The organism is Halarcobacter sp. (assembly GCF_963676935.1).
Lineage (GTDB): Bacteria > Campylobacterota > Campylobacteria > Campylobacterales > Arcobacteraceae > Halarcobacter.
The window spans coordinates 2,288,936-2,310,103 of record NZ_OY781470.1; the positions used below are offsets into that span (position 1 = coordinate 2,288,936).

Here is a 21,168-nt window from a genome sequence, read left to right on the forward strand (position 1 = left end):
ATTTTGATAAACTTACATTTTAGAAAGGAATTATAAATGAACAGAGTATTTATTACTGCAACTAACACGGATGTGGGAAAAACCTATGCCAGTGAACAAATATTAAAGTATTATGCAAACAAAGGTTTAAAAGTTGGATACTTTAAACCGTGTGAAACAGGTGTAATAAAAGAGCCACTTGATGGTTCAAAAATGTTAAATCTTGTAAAAAAACTTAATCCTAAATTTAAAGCAACAATTGAAGATGTTGTTCCTTATCAATTTAAATTACCTGCTGCACCATATGTTGCAAAAGAGGATCAAAATATTGATTTGGAATTTTTAAAAGATAAAATAAACTATTTAGAGACCATGTGTGATTTTTTAGTTATTGAAGGGGCGGGAGGTTTAAAAGTACCTATTAAAAAAGATTTATTTATGGTAGATTTAATAAATATTTTTGAAGCAAAAGCTATATTAATAGCTCCTTCTAAACTTGGATGTATAAATGATATTTTATTATCAATTGAGTGTTTAAAAGGGAAAAATATTGATTTTGATTGGTATATAAATCTTTTTCAAGATAAAGATAGCTATAAGGAAGTTTCAAAACCTTTTTTAGAAGATTATTTTGGAAAACTTAACTATCTTCATGAGTTGGATTAAATCCAACTCTTATAAATAGGTTTTTAACCACTTATAATAAATAGCAAAAGCGAAAAATCCCAAACCTAAAATAAATGTAATTAATTGTAAAGAAAAGAATCCTGCTGCCACACCTATAAAGAAGGTTGTAGAGACATTAGAAATCATAAATATCATGTCATTATAAGATATTACCCTTCCTAAATATTTATGTTCAACTTTTTCTTGAATTAAAGCATATGTATATGACCATATTGTTGTAGTAACAAATCCTGTAAAAAATAAAGAGATTAAGGCAAGATAAAAATTAAACTGAAGAAAACTCCAAAGAATAATTGCAAACCCTTGAAATACAAATATATAAGTTAAACTATCTTTATTTATTCTATTTGTGATAAAAAAAGGACCAATCATTAAAGCAAAAGCACGTACAGCATTTGTTATACCAATTGACAATGGTACTGCTATTACATATTTATATTCATTTTTAGCTAGAAGGGTAACTAGTGTATCAAAAGAGGTTAATCCTACACTTGAATGTAAAAATAAAAGATGTAAAACAATTTTATTATTTTTCAAATATAAAAAACCATCTTTTATCATTGTGCGTATTTTTTCATTTGTATGAATTATTTCAACTTTAAACTCAATATTTAAAAATAAAATAATTGCTGCAACAAAAAAGAAAGCATCAATAATTATTGCAGTTTTAATTCCTAAATAATTTACTACAACTCCACTAACAGCCATTCCTGCTGAATAGGTAAAAGACCAGATTATAGAATGTATCTCATTTGCTTTTTGTAAAGCTTTACCACTAATAAGTTTGGGCAATAAAGACATCTCTGTTGAAAAGAACATAGAGGAGCTTCCCATTCTTATAAATATTAAAATCATTAAAATCCATAAGTCATCTTTACTATCAATTGTCAAAAAAAGAAGTGTCATAAGAAGTTCTATACAAAGAAGTGTCAACATCAAGGACTTTATTTTGAACCTATCAATTATTGAACCAGACAAGGGTGCAATTAAAATAGCAGGTATTAGATGCATTGCTGTAATTAAAGATATAGCAAAGGCTGTAGAACCAAAGTTTACCGCCATTGTATAAATTGCTACATTAGAAAACCATGCACCAAAATATGCTATAAGTTGCAATAATGATAGTTTTCTAATAACAGGATATTTAGTTAATAATTCACGATAATTCAAGTTTTATTAATACCTCTTGAAACATGGCAGAGGAAGCTAATTCATCACTTTTATGATTGGTTAAATAGTTTGCTTTTTTATTTCCTGCAAAAAGTACAATAGAACCTTTTTTTATATCTTCATCAAATTTTATAATAAAAGAGGATTCACCATAAGAAGATTTTGCAATTACATTTTGATTCTCTTCAAATTCACAATCTGGATTTATATATAAAAAATTATCCTCTTTAAATTGTGAGTTTAGATTATTCTTTCTTTTTCTAAAAAGTAGATAGTATTCATCTTCTTCTTTTCTTTCATAAAGATTTTCCACTTCAAGCTCTTCTAAAAACTCAAAGTTTTCTATTTTTGAATCATCAACAAACTCTTTATTTTTGTAATATTCAAAAGTTTCATTAAGATCAACTAAACCATCAAAACCAAATTGTTTATTCATATACGCTGTAAACTCATATTCACTTATACTATTATTTTGTTTCTTTTCTAAATCATAAGATATAGCTTTATATTCATGCCCATATGAAAGTCTTACATCTTTTTTTGCTTTAAAATTAGTAGAAGGTATTATAATATCTGCATATTCACAAGTATCATTAAAAGTTGTGCCAAAAAAGACTACAAAAGTATTTTTTAATCCCTCTATTACTCTTTTTGTATTTGGTGCACTTACAACTGGATTTGCTCCTTGGATAAACACCAATTTATATTTTGAAAAATCAACTTCAGGTAAGGGAATATATTTTTTTCCTTTTACACTAAATTTTGATTCATAGGAATATGCAGAATCACTTAAATACCAAACTCCACCAGCAGTTTTATTATGTAATCCAATATATCCTGCAAAAGAGTCAATGGCTCTTGTTATATTTGTACCCTCATAATATTTTTGAATACCTATACCTAGCATAATTGATACAGATTTACCTTTAATAATTTCAAAAAATTTTGTAATATCCTGAAGAGATACTCCTGTTGTTTGTTCATATGAAACTAAGGGTCTACTTTTGGCTAAATCAAAAAACCAATCAGCACCATTTGATTGTTCTATAAACTCTTTATCTTCCATATCTTCCATATATGCAAATCTTGTTAGCAATAAAGCTAGTTCATGGTCAGTTTTTGGATTTATTTGTAAATGTAGTTCGGATTTTTTTGCAATTGGCGTTGCTACAGGGTCAATAGTTATAAATATCTTATCTTTTGTAAGTTCATACATATGTGGACTTGTAATTGTATAGTTTCGTCCCCATGCTATAATTACATCAGAGTTTATCAATTTTTCAATTGGAGGGTTGACATTTTTCCCTCTTCCAAGAGTTATACCCTCTTCCCCTGCACCCTCACAAAGACTACCTTTAGTAAGTATTGAGCCAAAATTGTTAAAAAATATTTTAGGAGAGTTTTGCATAACTCCTAAATTTCCAGCACCTTTATAGTATAAAGTATCTTCAGGCTTTATATCTTTTAATTTTGAAGTAAACTCTTGCAAAGCTTCATCTAAAGATACTTTTTTTTTGCCAATATAAGCATCTTCTAAAAAATCCTCTCTTAATAGATTTGCAAAATTAACACAAAGTTTGGATTTTGTAGTAGGATGTTCTTTATTTCCTTTTATTTTTCCATCAATTAAGACTGCTTCACAAGTGTCAAAGCAGTCAAGTGGACAGGCTATTTTGTTATTTGAATTCAATCTTTATTAACCTAGAAAATTGTTTTGGATTATTTACAATTATCTTAACTTTATAAGATGATATATGTTTTGAATCTGCTACATTATATATCTTATTAATCTTTAAATCTGTTTTTTTACCATCTAAATAAATATCTTTATCTTTGATTGTATCAATATCTAAAATAGGAATAAAAATCTCAAGTTTTCCTTTACTTAAATCTTTTGCTTCATAAAGTAAAGTTCCAGGAGTAACATAATCTCCTTCATTAACCGCAATATTATAGATATAATAGTTTTTTTCTATAAGTTTTTTATTTTTTATACTATCTCTTAAGTTAGCTATATTAATTAAAATATCAGCTTTATTAATCTCTAAATTTACTACATTAATCTTCTGATTATCTTTTTCATAACCTGATTTAGATTTTATTTGCATCAATCTTTGATAGTTTGTATTTTGTAATTCAATCATCTCATTCATAGCTTCTAATTTTTTCAATGATTGTTCTAAATCAATTCTATCTACATATGAATCAATCTCTATAATTTTTGAATTATTTGCTTTTTTACCCTCAATATTTTTATTTGAGAATATAATTTTCCCACTAACAGATGATTTAATCTCATAACTCTCAATAGGTTCTAATTTTGCATAAAATTCATTTGCAAATGAAAAAGAAACAATGGCTATAACAATTAACAAATATCTCATATATTACCTCTTATAATTTAATCTCTTTGATTCTTGTAAGAATCTCTTTTTTAAGTATCTTAAACTCTTTTTCACTTTCACACTCAAAAATCAATCTATCTAATGTAGAATCAATTTTCAAATATGGAATTAAAACTTTTATTAACTCATTTTTATCTTTTGAGCTTTTTATTAGTTTATTTAAAGGAGTCTCTTTTGATACCTTTTCCTTGCCTTGAAGTGTAACAAGTTTATATAAACCCAAAATTAATAAAGTAGCTATTATACCAAAGATAAAATATTTAATTTTCTCTTCAGTAGATATATTTTCTTTTATCACTACCTTTTCTTTTGTAAGCTCTTTAGTTTCTTTTGGTTTTTCCAATATAACTTTTTGTTTTTTTTCAGCTTTTTCAACTTTTATATTAAACTCTTGAGTACTTTTTTCAACAATTTTTTTATTTTTTTTATCAAAATATTTTAATTTTATATTTGGAATAGTTATTGAACTTTCAGGAATAATAGAAAAAACTTTTGTATAAGTACCTTCATATCCCAAATCTGAATATTTAGTTTTCACATCAGGCTTATTATCATAAACAGTTGCATTAGGGATATCAAGTTTTATATCTTCTATATCATCAAAATTTCCAACCCCGCTAATCTCTAATTTTAAAGATACAGATTCCCCTTGTTTTATATCTATTTTATTTACACTAGCAGATATATTAAAATCTCCAATCAAAGAGGTATTTTCAGGAAGCTTTTTTACATTAAAACTTAATTTATTTGAATATATCTTTTCCACTTTTGGGACACTAGAAAAAAATCCAAAAGGAGTTGAGCTGTTTGATTGCATCATTTGTGCATCAACTCTTAGTGGCCCAACAGTTAACTCTCCATTTTTTTGAGGGAAAAGTAAAAAATCTAACTCTTGAACTATATAACCATTTTGTTCATATCTATCATTTTTATTTTCTATTCTTTTATACCAAAAGTTCTCAAAATGAGGTTTTTCAAAACCTAAATTTGTAATTTGCAAATCTCTTTTATATTTAAATATTAATTTTACAACTAAATCTTCACCTACATATAATTCATCTTTAGAAGGTATTAATGTTAAATCAAAATTAGTTGAATTTGTTTTATTCACAGTTCTTAAGCTAACTGTTTTTTCTTCAGTATAAACCTCTTTATCATCAATAATAAATTTAAATTTTGGAATTGTAAAATCATCTGATGGAACTATTTTAAATCTTTTTGTTAACTTTTCGTTGTAATCACCGTTTATAATTTGTAAAGATTTTGAGGTACCTTGACTCTCTACAATATAATTATCTATTTTTTCTATCTTAGGAAATTTAATAGAGCTTCCAGAAACTTCTATATCAAAATAATAAGGCTCACCTTTTATAAAGCTATCTGGGGCTTTTAAATTAACACTTGCAAATACATTTATACTTAAAATTAAAAAAAATAAAATATACTTAATTGGTTTCATCAAAATGCTAATGTTCCTTCTATGGCAAAATTTGCTTTAGAGTCGAGTTCTGCATGGGATAATACTGCTATTTGCAACCCAAATTTTTCATAGATTTCCGAAATTCTTTTTCTTAAAAGTGGATCTACAACCATAGCAACTTTACTAAACCCTTTAGATTCAATCTCTTCCATAAGTTCTTTAGTTTTAGTAACTAAATTATTAATCTCTGCAATTGAAAGCATAAGTTGAGATACTCCATGTTGTTCTTGAAGTTTTCCTATAAACTGTTGTTCAATATCAGGCTTAATTGTAATTATATGTAAAGTTCCATCGTTATCTTTAAACCTTTCTGTAATAAGTCTGTATAATTTACTTCTTACATGTTCAAGGAGAATATCTGGTGCTTTTGTAAACTCAGCAATATCTGCAATTGCCTCAACTATTGTTAACATATCAACAATAGGGATTTTTTCATGTAATAGATCTTTACACACTTTTAGTAATGATCCATAAGAGGTAACTTTCATCGCTTCTTCAACAACAATAGGGAAATCTTTTTTTAATCCTTCAACAATATCTACAATATCTTGTCTAGTAATAATATCTTCAGAATGTTTTTTAATTAATTCTGATAGATGGGTTGAGATTATTGTAGGAGCATCAACAACTGTAAAGCCTTTCATTAAAGCTTCCTCTTTTTGTTTCTCTTCAATCCATGTTGCATCAAGATTAAATACTGGTTCTTTTACTCTTAAACCTTTTATTTTTTCATTTGGTACACCACCCATTGCAAGAAGTTTATTTGTTTCTACTCTTCCTTTTGCAATAGGGATTCTTTTTAGATAAAGTTGATACTCATTTGGCGCAAGTGTTGTATCATCTGAAATTCTTATTTGTGGGATTACAAAACCCAATTCACTTGCAATTGTTTTTCTAATACCTCTAATTTTGTCTAAAAGTTCAGAGTCTCCTTGAACTAGTTGTAACAATCTAATTCCAAGTTTTAATTCTAAAACCTCTAGCTTCATAATCCCTTCCATAACTTTCTTTTCATCTGGAGCAGATCTTTTCTTTTTATCTTTAAAGTCTTTTAAATCAGCTGATGGCTCAATTTTATCTTTACCATCTTTTTTAGAACTAAACAATCTGGTAATGACATTATCTTTTTCACTCTCAATCATACTAATTGTATATCCAATAAATACCATTAGAAGTCCCATAATCACTAAGATACCTGTTGGGAAACCAGGAACAAAACCAAAAAGTACCATTCCTATACCAACTAATACTAATGACTTCGAATCTTTTACTAATTGAGAAACTGATTGGTTAGCAAATTTATCTTCATCCATATTAGATCTAGTAATTATAATTGCTGTTGCAGTTGATAAAATAAGTGCAGGAATTTGAGCTACTAAACCATCACCAATTGTCAAAATTGTATATATCTCACCACTTTGAGATACAGTCATATCATGTTGGAATAATCCAATTAAAAGTCCCCCAACAAGGTTTACTAAAGTGATAATAATACCAGCAACAGCATCACCCTTTACAAACTTTGATGACCCATCCATAGCTCCATAGAAATTTGCTTCAGTAATTAGTTCTTTTCTTCTTATTTGAGCTTGTTTATCATCAATAAATCCAGCATTTAAATCTGCATCAATTGCCATTTGTTTACCAGGCATTGAATCAAGTGTAAATCTAGCAGTAACCTCAGCAACTCTTGTTGCACCTTTAGTTACAACCATAAAGTTAATTAATACTAGAATAATAAATACAATAATACCAATTACCATATTTCCACCAACAACAAAATCACCAAAGGCAGAGATTATTGAACTTACTGCTTCTGGACCATTATGCCCTTCACTTAAAATAGACCTTGTTGTTGCAATATTAAGGGAAAGCCTAAAAAGAGCTAATATCAGTATTATTGTTGGAAATGTAGTTAAATCTGCTGGCTTTTGAATATATAATGAGATTAATAAAATAAGCAAAGACAAAGACAAAGATATAACTAAGAAAAAATCTAATGCCCCCTTTGGCAGAGGTATTATAATAATTGTTAAAATAGATACAAAAAGTGCAACTACAAATAAGTCTTTTGAGAAAAATTTTTTAAAATTCATTTATTACTTTATTCTATCTAATAAAATTTTTTAAAGATGAATTATCTATTGATATAAGAGACAGTTTTTCTTTTTTGTACAAAGATGGGATATTTAATAAAGTTATATATATCACTTAAATACCTCCTTGAACTTCGCAACTATTTCATTGAAGTTATATTGTTCTTTCATACTTTGAGTTAAGAATTCTCTTATTTTTTCTTTTCGTGCAAGAGCATCATCTAATTCAGCATCCATACCTGGTTTATATGCACCAACTCTTACTAATACTTCATTTTCTTTAATGAGAGATAATATCCTTTTTAGCTTTAAAAAATCATTATAATGATCATCACTCACCACTTTATCCATTACCCTTGAGGCTGATTTCAAAAGATTTATAGGAGGATAAAATCCTTGCTCTGTTAAGTCTCTTGTTAAGACTATATGTCCATCAAGAATTGACCTACTTTGGTCAGCAATTGGGTCATTCATATCATCTCCATCAACTAACACTGTAAAAAAAGCAGTAATCGAACCCTTTGCATTATTACCAGCTCTTTCCATTAATTGAGGTAAAAGTGCAAAAACAGAAGGGGGATATCCTCTACTAACAGGAGGTTCTCCTGTACTTAAACCAATCTCTCTTTGTGCCATAGCAAATCTTGTAACAGAATCCATCATCAAAAGAACATCATGACCTTTATCTCTAAAAAACTCTGCTATAGCCATTGCAGTAAAAGCTCCATATTTTCTCATTAAAGCTGATTCATCAGAAGTAGCTGCAACTATAATTGTATTTTCAAGGTTATCATTAAGATTGTAATGGATAAACTCCGGTATCTCACGTCCTCTCTCACCAATCAATGCAACAACTTTTATTTGAGCTTCACAACCTTTAACAATCATTCCCATAAGAGTTGATTTTCCCACACCAGAACCAGCAAAAATACCAACTTTTTGACCTTTTCCTGAAGTTAACATAGAATCAATTGCTTTTACACCTGTTGAAAATCTCTCGTTAATAATTCCTCTTTCAAGGGCAGGCATTGAGATTTTATTTATAGCTGAACTCTCTTCTAAGTCTTTAACTTTTCCTTTTTCATCAATTGGTTCTCCCAAAGCATTTACAACTCTTCCTAATAGACCATATCCAGCTTTAACCGATAAGCCCTCTTTTTGTAAATAAACTTTGTCTTGAATTCTAAAACCATCAATAAAAGAAAAAGGAACAATAGTAAAATATCCTGATTCAATAGAAGCAACCATTCCTAATACAGTATACAAATGTGATTGAGACTCAATCTTTACAATATCTCCAACAGCAACCTCTATACCTTTTGCCTTTATAGTTGTAGAAGAGATATTTACAATTCTTCCAAAAGGGATTGACAAGTTAGCCGAATCAATGCTGTTTATTATAGAATCTATATCCATCTACATCTCATCACACATTTTTTTATAAAGACTATCTTTAGTATTTTTTATCTCTTTACATTTATTTACAAATTCATCTTTTTTTATTGGGTTATCAAAAGCTTCATAAAGTTTTATTATCTCATAATAAGTTTGCGCTAAATCGTTTGGTTTTATTCTTCTTGAATAATCTAAAGCACTTAATAAAAGATCTAAAGCTTTTTTATTATTATTGTTTGTTTGCTCAATTTTTGCCAATTCTAATTCAACAAAAGGTGAATAAACATAAGCATTCAACTCTTTTTGTTTATTATAAAGTTTTCTAAGAATATCTTTTGATTCATTAGTTAAACCTTTTTTTACTAAATACAAATAATAATTGTAATAAAAATCTATAATCACAGGGTTAGAATTATTATCTTTTATATATTGTGGATTTTTATAAGCATAATCAAAATATCTATCAAGTGCCACATTATCATTTTTTTCATAAAGTATTAAAAACCTATATAAAAACTCTTTTGATAAAACATCTTTATTATCAACCATTTCAACTTTAGCAGATAAACTTTCTGCCTCTTCATAATCTTTTAAAGCTAAAGCCATTCTTTCCAAATATAAATATATATTTGGGTCTCTATCATTATTAAAGGTTTTAAGAAGTTGATTATAAGATTTTTGTGTAGGTACTTCTATTAAACATTCGAAAAAATCGTATTTTGTTTTTTCATCTTTTATCAGTAGTTCAAATGTCTGTTCTCTTGCAGTTTCTAAAGCTTCATTTAATAAAAAACATTTTCCAGTTTTCAAATAATTTTGAATAAGTTCAATATTTACCTCATCAAATATAGCGTCAATAGATTCATATCCAAACCTTTTAGCAATACTATTTGATATCTTTCTATAAACCCTTTTTGATTTTAAGATGATTTCATAATTTTTTTTGATTTTATTATTTAATAATTCTTGCAATAATACTTTTTGTTGCATTGATTCTGAAGACTGGTATTTAGTAGCTAAAATTGCAGGTTCAATATAACCTTGACGCATAAGAATCTCATCTAAATACATTTTTGATTTTTCAAAAAATATTCCATTTGGAAAATCATTTATAATATCTTTATATAACTCTTTTGCTTTTGATAAATATTTATCTGTTCTATCATACATACTCATATATGTATTTGCCAATTTATATTTAAAATCCTCAATAGAAGCTGCTTTTTTAGTTTTACCAAGAAGTTCAGTTAAAATCTCTACTGCAAACTCTGGCATTCCTACTTTTGTAAGTTTATCAACTTTTTCCAAAGCTAAAAAAGAGTCTTGCGCATAATAATCTATATTTCTTTTTAAAACTTTTGAGATAAGTTCATAAGCTTTTTCTCTTTCACCATTTGCAATATATACATCAAATAATTCATCAGCTACAATAGTTGCAATTTGAATATCAGTTGTTTCCGTTAAAATTTTATATAATACAGTTATTGCTTTATCATAATCTCTTTGATATTTATGTATTTTTGCTAAATAGATTTTTCCATATGCTTTAATTAATGGATTATCAAAATTATTAATAATAATATTTGCAAAATATAAAGCATCATTTGCCTTATTTGTATCAAGTTTTAATTCAATTAATACCATATAAGCTTTTGCTAAATCATCTTCATGAATCTTTGAATCATTTATAGCTGCTTCCAACTCTTTTGATGCTTGTAAAATTATTCTTTTTGATTTTTTCTTTAGTGCAAGTTCTCCATAAACTATAATTAAATCTGATTCTAAAACATTTATTTTATTTATTCTTTTAAATGCTTCTATTTGAGAAAAAGCTTCATCAATTTTTCCCTCTTTTGAAATCTTTCTTGCATGATTAATAATCTCAAACCCATCCGCAATCTCTTGTTTCCTTTTTTCAGAGATTTGATTTCCAGAAGAATTTATAAAACCATAATAAAAATCTTTTCTTGCTTCTAAAAATGAACTTAATAAAAATAATATTATTAGTAGTTTCAATACTTACCTTTTCTTCTTTTTTAATTCATATACATATGAGAATATTTCTGCCATAGCTTTATAAAACTCATTTGGTATCTCTTGATCAATCTCGATTTGTGAATATATTGATCTAGCAAGAGATGGATTTTCAATTATAGGAATACTATTATCTCTAGCAATATCTTTTATCTTTAATGCAATAAAATCTATACCTTTTGCTACAACTTTAGGTGCATTATCAACCTGATTATCATATTTCAAGGCAATTGCATAATGAGTTGGATTTGTAATTACAACGTCAGCTTCAGGAACATCTGACATCATCCTTTTCATTGACATTTGCATTTGAATCTTACGAATTCGACCCTTTACCTGAGGATCCCCTTCCATATTCTTATATTCATCTTTTACTTCTTGTTTACTCATTCGAAGAGATTTAAAGAAATAATATCTTGTAAAATAAAAATCAATTATAGCAAAAATTATTATAATTAAAAGTATAGCAGCTAAAAAATACCCGGTTAGCTCAATTATAGTATGTAAAGTTGCATTAAATTCTTTATTCATCATTGCTAAAAAAGATTTATAAGTGAACGTAAAAAGTAAAAACATTACTGTTACTATTATAATTAATTTTAAAGTTAATTTTATAGCTTCTAATAATTTTTTTAATCCAAATACACCCTTTATACCTTTAATAGGGTCTAATTTCTGTAAATCAATTTTCATAGGAGTGATTAAAAATCCAAATTGGCTCCAATTTGTTATAAAAGTTAGTAAAAGTACTAAAATAAAAAGAGGTAATAATGTAACAACTAAAGTAATAACTGTAGTATATCCTATTGAATAAAAGGTATTTCCACTTACATCTTGACCAATAAACCCATAAACAAATAGCATTAATTTTTTTATTTCATTGACAGCAGAACCTGAAAAAAATAGTAAATATAATGAACCAAAAAATAAGATAGTTGCCCCAGTTACTTCCATAGATTTAGGTACATTTCCCTCTTTTTTAGCATCCTCTATTTTTTTGGATGTGGGTTCTTCGGTTTTTTCTTCTTCATCTCCAGCCATATTACTCTACTTATTGGAATTTTGTAATTAAATAATTTGAAAAACTTTCAGTAAACACTTCCATTCCTAATATTAAAAATATAAATATCAATGCAAATTTTAGCTGAAATGTTATTACAAAAGGAGAAAATGCAGGCATTGATTTTGTACCATACCCATAATATAAATCCATAATAAAACCTATAAAAAATAAAGGTAGAGCAAAAGCAAAAGCAAAACCAAACATTCTATTTATTTCATCAATTGCAATCTGTACACCATCATAAGAAAAAATATTAAAAGTTCCTAAATGTACCATTGAAAAACTTTTTGATAAAATTATAATAGTCATCTCATACATTCCTGTTTCAAAAAAAACCATTAATGCAATCCAATATAAAAGCCTACTGATTAATCCCTCATTTGAACCTGTTGTAGGATCAAACATACTAGCCATTGATAATGCAGTAGAATAACCAATAAAATCTCCAATAATTCTAACTGCACTAAAAGCAATATTTAAGAATAATGAAGCAATTAATCCTAATGTAATTTCACTTATCAAAGCCAAAATAAAACTATCTTCTGTAAAATTTCCAGATATATCCACTAAAGGATATAGAAAAATTGTTATATAAAATGCTGATGCAACTCTGATATTTGAACTAATTGAAGTATGATTAAATATTGGAATAAAGGCAACAAAAGCTAGAATTCTTGCAAAAAGTAATAAAAAAGAATAAAGAGTTTCTTCATTAAGTAAAGATATGAGTTCTTGCATTTAAACTACATATAATTCATATCTTCAGCAACATCCTGATTTTGAATTATTGATTCTACTATTTCATCTGAAGAGTGTGTTTGATTATTTTGATTTTCATTTTGTTGTTGTGAAAAACTGTTAGAACTTGATTCACTATCTTCCATATTAAAATTTAAGTTAAATAAAGTGTCGTTGTTATTATTAAATGTTCTATTTAAAGCATCTCTTAATGAAGTTTGATTTTCTACCATTGCATCATGAGTAGTTGATTTAGACATAGTCAAATTAATAGATAATGAATTATCTCTTTCATTCTTCATTAAAATTGCAATATGACCAAGTTGTGCTGGGATTAAATTAATCCTAAATGCAGTAACAGGAGGCTTATAGTTTTCATACATATTTCTTGCAATATCTGACATCATAGAAGACATTGCTTGTCTAGCACCAACTATTCTATTTTGAATCGATAAAGCTAAATTTGAATTCACAGTTATATTTACACTATTTTCATTTGTAGTTATATTAGTTTGAGTTGATGGAGAAGTACTCTCTGTTTTTAAACTAGTTTCATCTTCTATAGTTTCATTATTGTTTGAGTTTAAAGCTAATTTATTTAAAATTGATAAATTACTATCAGATCTTCTTTTCATTTGTTGTGTAAAAGTCGTTTCGTTCGTACTTTCTTCAACATTTACATCCATATTATCAAGACCTAAATCCAACATATTTGCACCATCTTTGATATTATCTAAAGATGTTCCTTCTTTTACTAATTTAAGTCCTTCACTTTTATTCATTGTCATTTGAGAAAGCATTGTAGCTTTTTGAGAACTTAAATAGATATTTGTCATAAAATCATTTGACTTTTGTAATGCAGTTTGTTTTTGAGTATCTTGTTCTAAGTCTAGATTTTTGCTTATAGTAATTTCTTCTTTTTTATTTTCAACAATTTTTTCAATAGATGATGAAGTTTTTTCTTTCTTATTTTGAGTATCAACTTCGGTTAAAATTTTTTTATCCAATTTAACTGTTTTTTCCTCATCTACTATTGCTTCATCTTCTAAATTATTTAATGTTTTTGTATTTTTTGTTTGTTCAATATTATTATTTTGAGTATTTTCTGTTTTTTCTTTTGTAGTATTTTCTGTTTTTTGTTTTGTAGTATTTTCAGAGTTTTCTTGAGGCTTTTTCGCTTCTTGTTCTATATTCCGATTTTGTTGATGTTCATTTTTCTTTTCATTATTTACATTTTGTTTTTCTTCTTTTTCTTGTTTAGCTAATTTATCTAAACCTTCATCAACTTCAATATTATCATTTTTATTTTGATTAGTTTTTTGTTCAATATCTACTGATTTAGTAATTTTATTAGTTTCTGACTCAACTTTTTTATCATTTTCCAAAGAACCATCTACTTTGTTATTTTTTAATTTATCTAAATTAGAGTTTTCTTCTTTTTTTATTTGTTCAGGATTTTCAGCTTTAATATCTTTTGAAGTACTATTTTTAGTATCAAGTGAATTTTCTTTTTGTATATTTATATTTTTTAATTTATCAGTATCTTCTTGATTATCAGGATTTTCATTTTTTTCTAAATTAATATCTTTTTTTTCTACTGTTTCATCAAGATTTATATTTCTTGATTTCACATTTTCAACATCATTATTTTGTTTAGTTTTTATCTCTTCTTTATTTTCAGTTATTTTTTTATCTTCTGTTTCTACTTCACTTTTATCTTCAACATCAATATTTTTTTGAGTATCTTCATTACTATCTAAAATTTTTGAATTTTCTTTAGTATCTACAGAAACTTTTAAATTTTTACTCTCTTCTTTTTTATTCTCTTCAATATTTGGTATATTAGTTGATTTATTTTCCTCTTTTGAAGGATTATTTTGATTGTTTTCTTTTCCAATCTCTTTTTTTGCATCCATTATCATTTTGTCTAATAATGATATTGAACGATTTTCTTTTTTTACTGTAGTATCTTTTTCAGACAAATCTTTATTTTCATTTGCTTTTTTGTCAGTTTCAGAATTTTGAGTTTCTTTTTGTGTAGTTTTTTGAGATTTATTGTTTTCTAAATTTTCTTTAGATGAATTTTCTTCTAAGTTTTTTACAGTTTTTGTTTCATCATTCGTTTTATTATTTGTATTATTTAAAGAAGTTTTATTGTTTGTAAGTTCATTTTTTGTATTGTCATTTTTTACTAATGTTTGATTAGTTATTGTAGATTTATTTTCATTACTACTAATCTCTTCTTTACCTTTCATTAGTAAAGAATCAAAAAGAGACATCCCCTCTTTTTTATTATTTGTAGTTGTTGTTTTCTTACTAGATTCAGTTTTAGTAAGATTTAAAATATCTACTTGTTTAGTCATAACCTATACTTTAATTATATCTAATGTCTTACTATCAATATTTTTATGTGTATTAAAAGTTGCAACATTAGCTTCATATGAACGCATAGCTTCAATTAAATCAACCATTTCTACAACAGGATTAATATCTGGGTATGCAACATAACCCTCTGCATTCGCATCTGGATGTGAAGGCTCATATCTCATAACTGGATTAGCATCATCCTCTACTATTGATTTTACTCCTACTCCCCTTAAAGAAATATCAGAAGATTCATTTAGTTTTTTATCCATAGTATTTGATTGCTTTTGATTTTCTTGAAGTAGAATCTCTTCAAAAACAACATTTTGTTTTTTATAAGGACCACCATCTTCTGTGTGAGTTGTTTTTGCATTTGCAATATTTGCACTCACAACATTTATACGAGTTCTTTGAGCTGACATCCCTGAAACTGCAACATCATATCCATCAAAAAAAGCCATTTCTAACTCCTATGTTACACTTGCATACTATTAATTTCTTTGTATGCGGCAAGTGCTTTATTTTTTACTTCTAATGCTAATTTTAATGAAAGGTCTGCTTCTTCAATCTTTTGAACAGCTTCTTGAAGATTCTTAACTTTTCCAGTTGCAATACCTTCCATTGCATTATAACCTTCAACTTGCGAATTATTTACTTCTTTCATAGCATCACTTAACATATTTGAAAATGTATTATCTTGTTCTTTCCCTTTTGATACATTTTGTGAATCTAAAAGAGGACTTATTGAATTTGAAATTGATGAAACATCCATATTATTTTCCTTTCAATTTTTTAAGTAGCTTTAGAGCCTGAAGATTGTGCATCTTGTACACCTAACTCAGCCATCATAGCATTAATTTTTTCTTCATTATATTTATAATCTAACTCTTCTCTCTTATTATCTAAATTAAATAGTAGTATTATTAGAGAGAGCATCATATTTGAAACACCTTTTAATACAATAGTTACACCAATAATTCCAAAAATCATTTCAAGAGGCGTATATAAATCTGCATTTACCACAAAGAATATTAGTGTAGCGAAGAAACCAGTAGCTATATATAATCTAAATATACCACTATTTATCACACTTTGTGAAAATTTTTCTACTATCATTATATTCCTATGTTAGAAAAAAAAGTATTAAATGCTCTTGCAGACACTATAGGACCTTACTTAATATGTTTTAGTAATGAATCAATCACCTTGTGAAATTGTTTTGTTATATCATCATTAATAAATTCGTGAACAAATAGTTTTCTTAATCTTGAAGTTGTAGAAATATTTGATGATGATGAAACATTACCTATATATTTTACCATAAAATTTTTATTTAATCTATTCTTTTTAGCTAAATTTACTAAAGAATTTGCAATTGTTTCACCAATTTTATAATTTTTTGTGTGATTAAAGCAAATTAACAGTTTATCTTTATTTATTGAAAGCATTTTCATTAAAGCATATACATCAGTTAAGGCGGAAGGATCAGTAGTCGTTAAAGCTAAAATATTGTCTGATATTGATAAAAACTCTTGAACATACTCATTAAGTCCAGCACCTGTGTCTATTAATATTATATCATAGTTATTTAAATTTTTTAAATCATTTACAACTCTTGTCAAAACTAAAGAATTTTTTAAATTAGCATACCGATAGCCACTTTTTCCAGCTATTAAAGATATATTTTCATAATTTGTTTGTGTTATGATTTCATCGATAGTATTTCTACCCTCAATATAATCAAAAAGGGTAAACTTAGGCTTTAAATCAAATAATACTTGCATATTTGCCAAACCTATATCTGCATCTATTACTGCAATTTTAAAGCCACGTCTAGATAATAAGTATGCAATATTTGCTGTAAATGTAGATTTCCCTACTCCACCTTTTCCTGAGGTAATAGTAATAATTCTAGTTTTAGAATCATTATTTTTACTTTTAGTTAAATTTAAGAGTTTAGTAGCTTGATTCGATATTGTATTAAACAATATTATCTCCCTGAGCAAGAATTATTCATAAAACAGTTTATCAGAAATGATGAATCAGAAACAATTAAATCATCAGGCACATTTTGCCCAATAGAGAAATAGGTAATTGATTTTTTTGTTTTATGGGCAAAAGAGATTAAATTTCCAAAACTTTTTGTTTCATCAAGTTTTGTAAAAGTAAGGTAATTTATGTTTAATCTCGAGTAGTTTGTATAGATATCAATTAAATCACTATGTTTAACATTTGCAGGTAAAACTAAAACTTTTTCGATTGGTAATTCATGTACTCTTTCTTGATATTCATTAATCATCTCAATCTTGTCAATATCGTGCTGAGAAGAACCAGCAGTATCAATAAAAATATAATTACAATCTTTTAATCTTATAAGGCTTCAGCCAATTCTTCTGGTTTTTTAACTACTTCTAAAGGGAGTCTCATAATATTTGTATATGCTTGTAATTGTTCAATTGCACCTACTCTAAAAGAGTCTAAAGTTACAATTCCAACTTTATAGTTTTGTCCTAATTTATAAGCATATCTAGCTGCAAGTTTTGCAATAGTTGTTGTTTTCCCAACACCTGTAGGTCCAACCATCATTACAATTTTTCTTTGATGCTTTCGTAAAGGAATCTCTTGCTTAATTGGGATTATTCTTCTAAGAATCAATTTAAAAAAATCATTAACTTTTTTAGGATTTGCTTTTAGGGCAATAGGTAACTGCTTAATAGTTTTTTTCATAATTGTATAGGTCATCTCTTGATCAAACTCATTTTGCTCAAAAAGATTATATATTTCGACAAATTCTGGAGGAATTGTTAAATCATAAAGCTGACTCTTAGGATCCCATAAAGATTTTTGAACCTGCATTATAGCATCTTGCATTTTCAAAATCTCTTCTTTAAAATCATAGAACTTTACATCTTTAGTTGGTTCTACTCTAGAAGGATTACTATTAGTGCTGATTTTCTTTGTATGTTTTAAAGGTTGTTGTTCATCTTCTAAAGCAACTACAACCTCATACATATCTTTATTACCATCATTAGCACTTGAAATTTTTTTTGTTGAAACTACAATTGCATCTTCACCACATTCCTCTTGTGCATTTCGTAGGGCAATAGTTGGTGTTTCTCCTAAAAAAGAGAGCATATTCATTCTATTCTTCCATCTTTATAAATTTTTTCAACTTGACCATCTTCTCTTTTTATTCTAATATATTCATCATTTTCAAAAATGATTTTGCCTGGTCTTTCTATCTGAATTGAACCAAAATTAAAAAGTACTGAATTATTTTTATCTTTATCTAAATCTTTTTTGCAAAGGATAGTACCCTTTTTCAAATATCTTGAAGCGCGATATTTTGTAGTTTTAAAATCATTTTCATCTACTGGTTCACAAAATTTTTTTACACTAGTTACATTTGATTTATATAAATCTTCAAGGTTAACTAACTCTTTATAATTTATATCTACTTTTGTTACTAAAACATCTATTCCAAACAATTGATTTGACAAAAGAAACATTAAAACTAAAATTTTAAGCTTTAACATTAAAAACTGTTCCTCCATTTGAATCACTAATATCATCAACAATATCTTTATACATCTTCTGTATAGGTTGTACAATTAATGATAGTTTTCTATTTAATTCATATAATCTTTTTAATTCATCTTCTAGATTATCTACCTTTTCTCTGTAGATATTTACATCTACTCCATTTTGCATCTCTTTAATAATCTCTTCATTTAGTTTTTGCTTATAAGAAGCTATTTTTTCAATCATATATTGTTTATCATCATTTCTATTTAAAAGCTCTTCATGTTTTGCTTTTTTTATATCTTCAATATCTTGATTTATAAACTCTTGCATTTTTTGTATAAGGTCTAACATTTCATTGACAATATTTTCTACCATAATAAACTCTTACTTATTTCTTTCTGTTAAAAAGTTATATAATAAATCACTAATTCCTACTGTACCTGTACTTTGACTTGATATAGCTTCAGTATACATCCCTTTTACTATATCTGAACCACTACCCTCTCCAGCTAGATTAGTGTCTTTTAATGAAATATCCAAAAGTTGTTGAAGAAAAAAAGCTTCAAAATCATCTGTAACTTTTCTTAATTGATCATCTTCAAGACTACTTGTGTTTATATTTTCATATGACTTAACTGGATTTGATTTTATAGTATTTACATCAACAAAGTTTGTATTTAATTCCATCTTTACTCCAATCTATCAAAAAAGCTCTCTTCTGCTAATATATCACTTTGATTATTATCAGTAAAAAACCTCATTTCTACTCTTCTATTATCTGCAGCAACTTCACTTTTTGGATGGAAAGATGCATAAGCAGATACCTTTAATACAGCAGGATCTATTCTATTTTTTATAAGTTCTTTTACAACTTCAATTGATCTTAATGCAGAAAGATCCCAATTGTCTCTTGGTATTGTATCATTTTTATACATACTAGCCGATGTATGTCCTACAATCTCAATATTATAACTTTGAGGTAAAGTTCTAATTACTCTTGCAACTTTTGCAATAAATCTTTTTGCATTTGGATTAGATAAAAGGTATTGTCCCTCTTCAAACATTATAGTAGAGGGAATATCTAATGTAAACTCATTTTTCCCTTTTTCTATTTGTATTTGTTTTTCCTCTTCTGAAATATTATCATTCATTTGATTTACTACTTCATTAACCTCTTGGACAGCTTCATCCATTGCATCATCTGTAGAATCAATACTATCATCTTTAGAGGTGCTTGTCATTGTTGAATATTTATCTGATTGTGTTTGAACATCAGTAGAAGCATCAATAAATCCCATAGCTTTACGCATAATATCAAAATACTCTTCAACTTTCTTTTTATCCATTACTGCCATAGACAGAAGAAGAATAAAGAAAGTTAATAAAAGAGACATTAAATCACCAAATTGTACTAACCATCCTGGCAAACATTTTGGGCATTCTGGACATTTATCTTTTGCCATAAAACTTTTATACTACCCTTCCACTTCAACTAAAATAGAATTTAATTGCATTTTTATATTACCAATTGATTCTTCAGCTGCAATCATAGATGTACCAAGTATAATAACCTCATATGCATCTACTTCTTTTTTATGTTTTTGTGTTAATTTACTTTCAATCAAACCTGCAAATAAAGTACCTAATAATGCACCATACATTGTCGTAAGTAATGCAACAGCCATAGCTGGACCAACTGATGCTGGGTCAGATAAGTTTGCAAGCATCGCAACTAATCCTACAAGTGTACCAATCATACCCATAGAACCAGCAGTACCTCCCATATTTCCAAACATACCTATCATTGTACTATGTCTTTTATCAATATACTCTAATTTTGTTTCTAATAAAGGTTTTAATGTCTCTGCTTTAGTACCATCAACTAAAAGCTGAAAAGCCTCTTTAAAAAAAGCATTTTTTTCTTCTAATACTTTTTGTTCAATGTGCATAACACCATGTTTTTTAATCTCAGTTGCATAAAATGTAATTTTTTCAACTAATTCAGGCAAAGGTTCAATTTTTGATTCATTTAAAGCAACTTTCATAGCTGGAGAAAGTCTTTTTAGATCACTAGCTTCAAATTGTCCAGCTGTTACGGCAATTGTACCACCAAATACAATAACAACTGAAGGGACATCAATATAAGGTCCAAACCCAACCCCACCTAACATAATTGCAAGGGCTATAAGTGCCCAACCACTGGCTAAACCACCTACTGTACTTTTATCCATT

The 21,168-nt window shown here is 27.1% G+C and carries 22 protein-coding genes; 1 reads left to right on the plus strand and 21 read right to left on the minus strand.

Annotated features, from left to right (window positions below; genetic code table 11):
- Positions 1-36 precede the first annotated feature (36 nt).
- Positions 37-645 (plus strand): dethiobiotin synthase, encoded by a 609-nt coding sequence (bioD, locus tag ACKU4C_RS11220; protein WP_321312015.1) that lies wholly within the window; start codon positions 37-39, stop codon positions 643-645.
- 9 nt (positions 646-654) lie between these two features.
- Here bioD and ACKU4C_RS11225 read toward each other — a convergent pair whose 3' ends face one another.
- From ACKU4C_RS11225 to ACKU4C_RS11325, 21 genes are all read right to left on the minus strand, one after another.
- Positions 655-1,836 (minus strand): MFS transporter, encoded by a 1,182-nt coding sequence (locus ACKU4C_RS11225; RefSeq protein ID WP_321312017.1) that lies wholly within the window; start codon positions 1,834-1,836, stop codon positions 655-657.
- Positions 1,823-3,526, minus strand: a complete 1,704-nt coding sequence (locus tag ACKU4C_RS11230; protein ID WP_321312020.1) for a molybdopterin-dependent oxidoreductase — start codon at positions 3,524-3,526, stop codon at positions 1,823-1,825. The genes ACKU4C_RS11225 and ACKU4C_RS11230 overlap by 14 nt, the downstream gene beginning before the upstream one ends.
- Positions 3,513-4,220: a hypothetical protein gene (locus ACKU4C_RS11235; protein ID WP_321312022.1), complete on the minus strand. Its 708-nt coding sequence runs from the start codon at positions 4,218-4,220 to the stop codon at positions 3,513-3,515. Before ACKU4C_RS11235 ends, ACKU4C_RS11230 begins: the two co-directional genes overlap by 14 nt.
- Positions 4,221-4,230: 10 nt before the next feature.
- The gene (locus ACKU4C_RS11240; protein ID WP_321312024.1) at positions 4,231-5,700 is read right to left on the minus strand and encodes a BatD family protein; all 1,470 of its coding nucleotides are present in this window, start codon (positions 5,698-5,700) and stop codon (positions 4,231-4,233) included.
- Positions 5,700-7,817, minus strand: coding sequence for a flagellar biosynthesis protein FlhA (flhA, locus tag ACKU4C_RS11245; protein ID WP_321312025.1), 2,118 nt, complete (start codon positions 7,815-7,817; stop codon positions 5,700-5,702). The genes ACKU4C_RS11240 and flhA overlap by 1 nt, the downstream gene beginning before the upstream one ends.
- Before the next feature lie 111 nt (positions 7,818-7,928).
- On the minus strand, positions 7,929-9,233 hold the full coding sequence (gene fliI, locus ACKU4C_RS11250; RefSeq protein ID WP_321312027.1) for a flagellar protein export ATPase FliI: 1,305 nt from the start codon (positions 9,231-9,233) through the stop codon (positions 7,929-7,931).
- Positions 9,234-11,228: a hypothetical protein gene (locus ACKU4C_RS11255; RefSeq protein ID WP_321312029.1), complete on the minus strand. Its 1,995-nt coding sequence runs from the start codon at positions 11,226-11,228 to the stop codon at positions 9,234-9,236.
- Positions 11,229-11,231: 3 nt separating this feature from the next.
- Positions 11,232-12,287: a flagellar biosynthesis protein FlhB gene (flhB, locus tag ACKU4C_RS11260; RefSeq protein WP_321312031.1), complete on the minus strand. Its 1,056-nt coding sequence runs from the start codon at positions 12,285-12,287 to the stop codon at positions 11,232-11,234.
- Between the two features lie 10 nt (positions 12,288-12,297).
- The gene (locus ACKU4C_RS11265; protein WP_321312033.1) at positions 12,298-13,047 is read right to left on the minus strand and encodes a flagellar biosynthetic protein FliR; all 750 of its coding nucleotides are present in this window, start codon (positions 13,045-13,047) and stop codon (positions 12,298-12,300) included.
- Positions 13,048-13,052: 5 nt separating this feature from the next.
- The gene (locus tag ACKU4C_RS11270; protein WP_321312034.1) at positions 13,053-15,410 is read right to left on the minus strand and encodes a hypothetical protein; all 2,358 of its coding nucleotides are present in this window, start codon (positions 15,408-15,410) and stop codon (positions 13,053-13,055) included.
- A gap of 3 nt (positions 15,411-15,413) precedes the next feature.
- Positions 15,414-15,872: a flagellar basal body rod protein FlgC gene (flgC, locus tag ACKU4C_RS11275; protein WP_321312036.1), complete on the minus strand. Its 459-nt coding sequence runs from the start codon at positions 15,870-15,872 to the stop codon at positions 15,414-15,416.
- Positions 15,873-15,886: 14 nt separating this feature from the next.
- Positions 15,887-16,183, minus strand: a complete 297-nt coding sequence (gene fliE / locus ACKU4C_RS11280) for a flagellar hook-basal body complex protein FliE (protein WP_321312038.1) — start codon at positions 16,181-16,183, stop codon at positions 15,887-15,889.
- 20 nt (positions 16,184-16,203) lie between these two features.
- Positions 16,204-16,527, minus strand: a complete 324-nt coding sequence (locus tag ACKU4C_RS11285; protein WP_321312040.1) for a hypothetical protein — start codon at positions 16,525-16,527, stop codon at positions 16,204-16,206.
- A gap of 56 nt (positions 16,528-16,583) precedes the next feature.
- Complete coding sequence (locus ACKU4C_RS11290; protein WP_321312042.1) at positions 16,584-17,399, minus strand: AAA family ATPase; 816 nt, start codon at positions 17,397-17,399, stop codon at positions 16,584-16,586.
- Between the two features lie 2 nt (positions 17,400-17,401).
- Positions 17,402-17,785, minus strand: coding sequence for a hypothetical protein (locus ACKU4C_RS11295; protein ID WP_321315876.1), 384 nt, complete (start codon positions 17,783-17,785; stop codon positions 17,402-17,404).
- Positions 17,782-18,552, minus strand: coding sequence for a flagellar biosynthesis protein FlhF (gene flhF, locus ACKU4C_RS11300; protein ID WP_321312044.1), 771 nt, complete (start codon positions 18,550-18,552; stop codon positions 17,782-17,784). The genes ACKU4C_RS11295 and flhF overlap by 4 nt, the downstream gene beginning before the upstream one ends.
- Positions 18,549-18,947: a hypothetical protein gene (locus tag ACKU4C_RS11305; RefSeq protein ID WP_321312046.1), complete on the minus strand. Its 399-nt coding sequence runs from the start codon at positions 18,945-18,947 to the stop codon at positions 18,549-18,551. The genes flhF and ACKU4C_RS11305 overlap by 4 nt, the downstream gene beginning before the upstream one ends.
- The gene (locus tag ACKU4C_RS11310) at positions 18,934-19,311 is read right to left on the minus strand and encodes a hypothetical protein (RefSeq protein WP_321312048.1); all 378 of its coding nucleotides are present in this window, start codon (positions 19,309-19,311) and stop codon (positions 18,934-18,936) included. The genes ACKU4C_RS11305 and ACKU4C_RS11310 overlap by 14 nt, the downstream gene beginning before the upstream one ends.
- 9 nt (positions 19,312-19,320) lie before the next feature.
- The gene (locus ACKU4C_RS11315; RefSeq protein WP_321312050.1) at positions 19,321-19,623 is read right to left on the minus strand and encodes a hypothetical protein; all 303 of its coding nucleotides are present in this window, start codon (positions 19,621-19,623) and stop codon (positions 19,321-19,323) included.
- Between the two features lie 2 nt (positions 19,624-19,625).
- A complete protein-coding gene (locus ACKU4C_RS11320; RefSeq protein WP_321312052.1) occupies positions 19,626-20,399 on the minus strand; it encodes a flagellar motor protein MotB in 774 nt (257 codons plus the stop codon).
- A 12-nt stretch (positions 20,400-20,411) separates the two neighbouring features.
- Complete coding sequence (locus ACKU4C_RS11325; RefSeq protein WP_321312054.1) at positions 20,412-21,167, minus strand: MotA/TolQ/ExbB proton channel family protein; 756 nt, start codon at positions 21,165-21,167, stop codon at positions 20,412-20,414.
- Between the last annotated feature and the right edge of the window lies 1 nt (position 21,168).

What these genes read in the sequence shown, in the direction of transcription:
- ACKU4C_RS11240 (WP_321312024.1), bottom strand. Translation starts at nt 5,700, where the DNA reads ATGAAACCAATTAAGTATATTTTATTTTTTTTAATTTTAAGTATAAAT.
- ACKU4C_RS11235 (WP_321312022.1), bottom strand. Translation starts at nt 4,220, where the DNA reads ATGAGATATTTGTTAATTGTTATAGCCATTGTTTCTTTTTCATTTGCA.
- ACKU4C_RS11325 (WP_321312054.1), bottom strand. Translation starts at nt 21,167, where the DNA reads ATGGATAAAAGTACAGTAGGTGGTTTAGCCAGTGGTTGGGCACTTATA.
- ACKU4C_RS11270 (WP_321312034.1), bottom strand. Translation starts at nt 15,410, where the DNA reads ATGACTAAACAAGTAGATATTTTAAATCTTACTAAAACTGAATCTAGT.
- fliI (WP_321312027.1), bottom strand. Translation starts at nt 9,233, where the DNA reads ATGGATATAGATTCTATAATAAACAGCATTGATTCGGCTAACTTGTCA.
- ACKU4C_RS11315 (WP_321312050.1), bottom strand. Translation starts at nt 19,623, where the DNA reads ATGGAATTAAATACAAACTTTGTTGATGTAAATACTATAAAATCAAAT.
- ACKU4C_RS11285 (WP_321312040.1), bottom strand. Translation starts at nt 16,527, where the DNA reads ATGATAGTAGAAAAATTTTCACAAAGTGTGATAAATAGTGGTATATTT.
- flhB (WP_321312031.1), bottom strand. Translation starts at nt 12,287, where the DNA reads ATGGCTGGAGATGAAGAAGAAAAAACCGAAGAACCCACATCCAAAAAA.
- fliE (WP_321312038.1), bottom strand. Translation starts at nt 16,183, where the DNA reads ATGGATGTTTCATCAATTTCAAATTCAATAAGTCCTCTTTTAGATTCA.
- bioD (WP_321312015.1), top strand. Translation starts at nt 37, where the DNA reads ATGAACAGAGTATTTATTACTGCAACTAACACGGATGTGGGAAAAACC.
- flhF (WP_321312044.1), bottom strand. Translation starts at nt 18,552, where the DNA reads ATGAATATGCTCTCTTTTTTAGGAGAAACACCAACTATTGCCCTACGA.
- ACKU4C_RS11305 (WP_321312046.1), bottom strand. Translation starts at nt 18,947, where the DNA reads ATGTTAAAGCTTAAAATTTTAGTTTTAATGTTTCTTTTGTCAAATCAA.
- flhA (WP_321312025.1), bottom strand. Translation starts at nt 7,817, where the DNA reads ATGAATTTTAAAAAATTTTTCTCAAAAGACTTATTTGTAGTTGCACTT.
- flgC (WP_321312036.1), bottom strand. Translation starts at nt 15,872, where the DNA reads ATGGCTTTTTTTGATGGATATGATGTTGCAGTTTCAGGGATGTCAGCT.
- ACKU4C_RS11320 (WP_321312052.1), bottom strand. Translation starts at nt 20,399, where the DNA reads ATGGCAAAAGATAAATGTCCAGAATGCCCAAAATGTTTGCCAGGATGG.
- ACKU4C_RS11265 (WP_321312033.1), bottom strand. Translation starts at nt 13,047, where the DNA reads ATGCAAGAACTCATATCTTTACTTAATGAAGAAACTCTTTATTCTTTT.
- ACKU4C_RS11310 (WP_321312048.1), bottom strand. Translation starts at nt 19,311, where the DNA reads ATGGTAGAAAATATTGTCAATGAAATGTTAGACCTTATACAAAAAATG.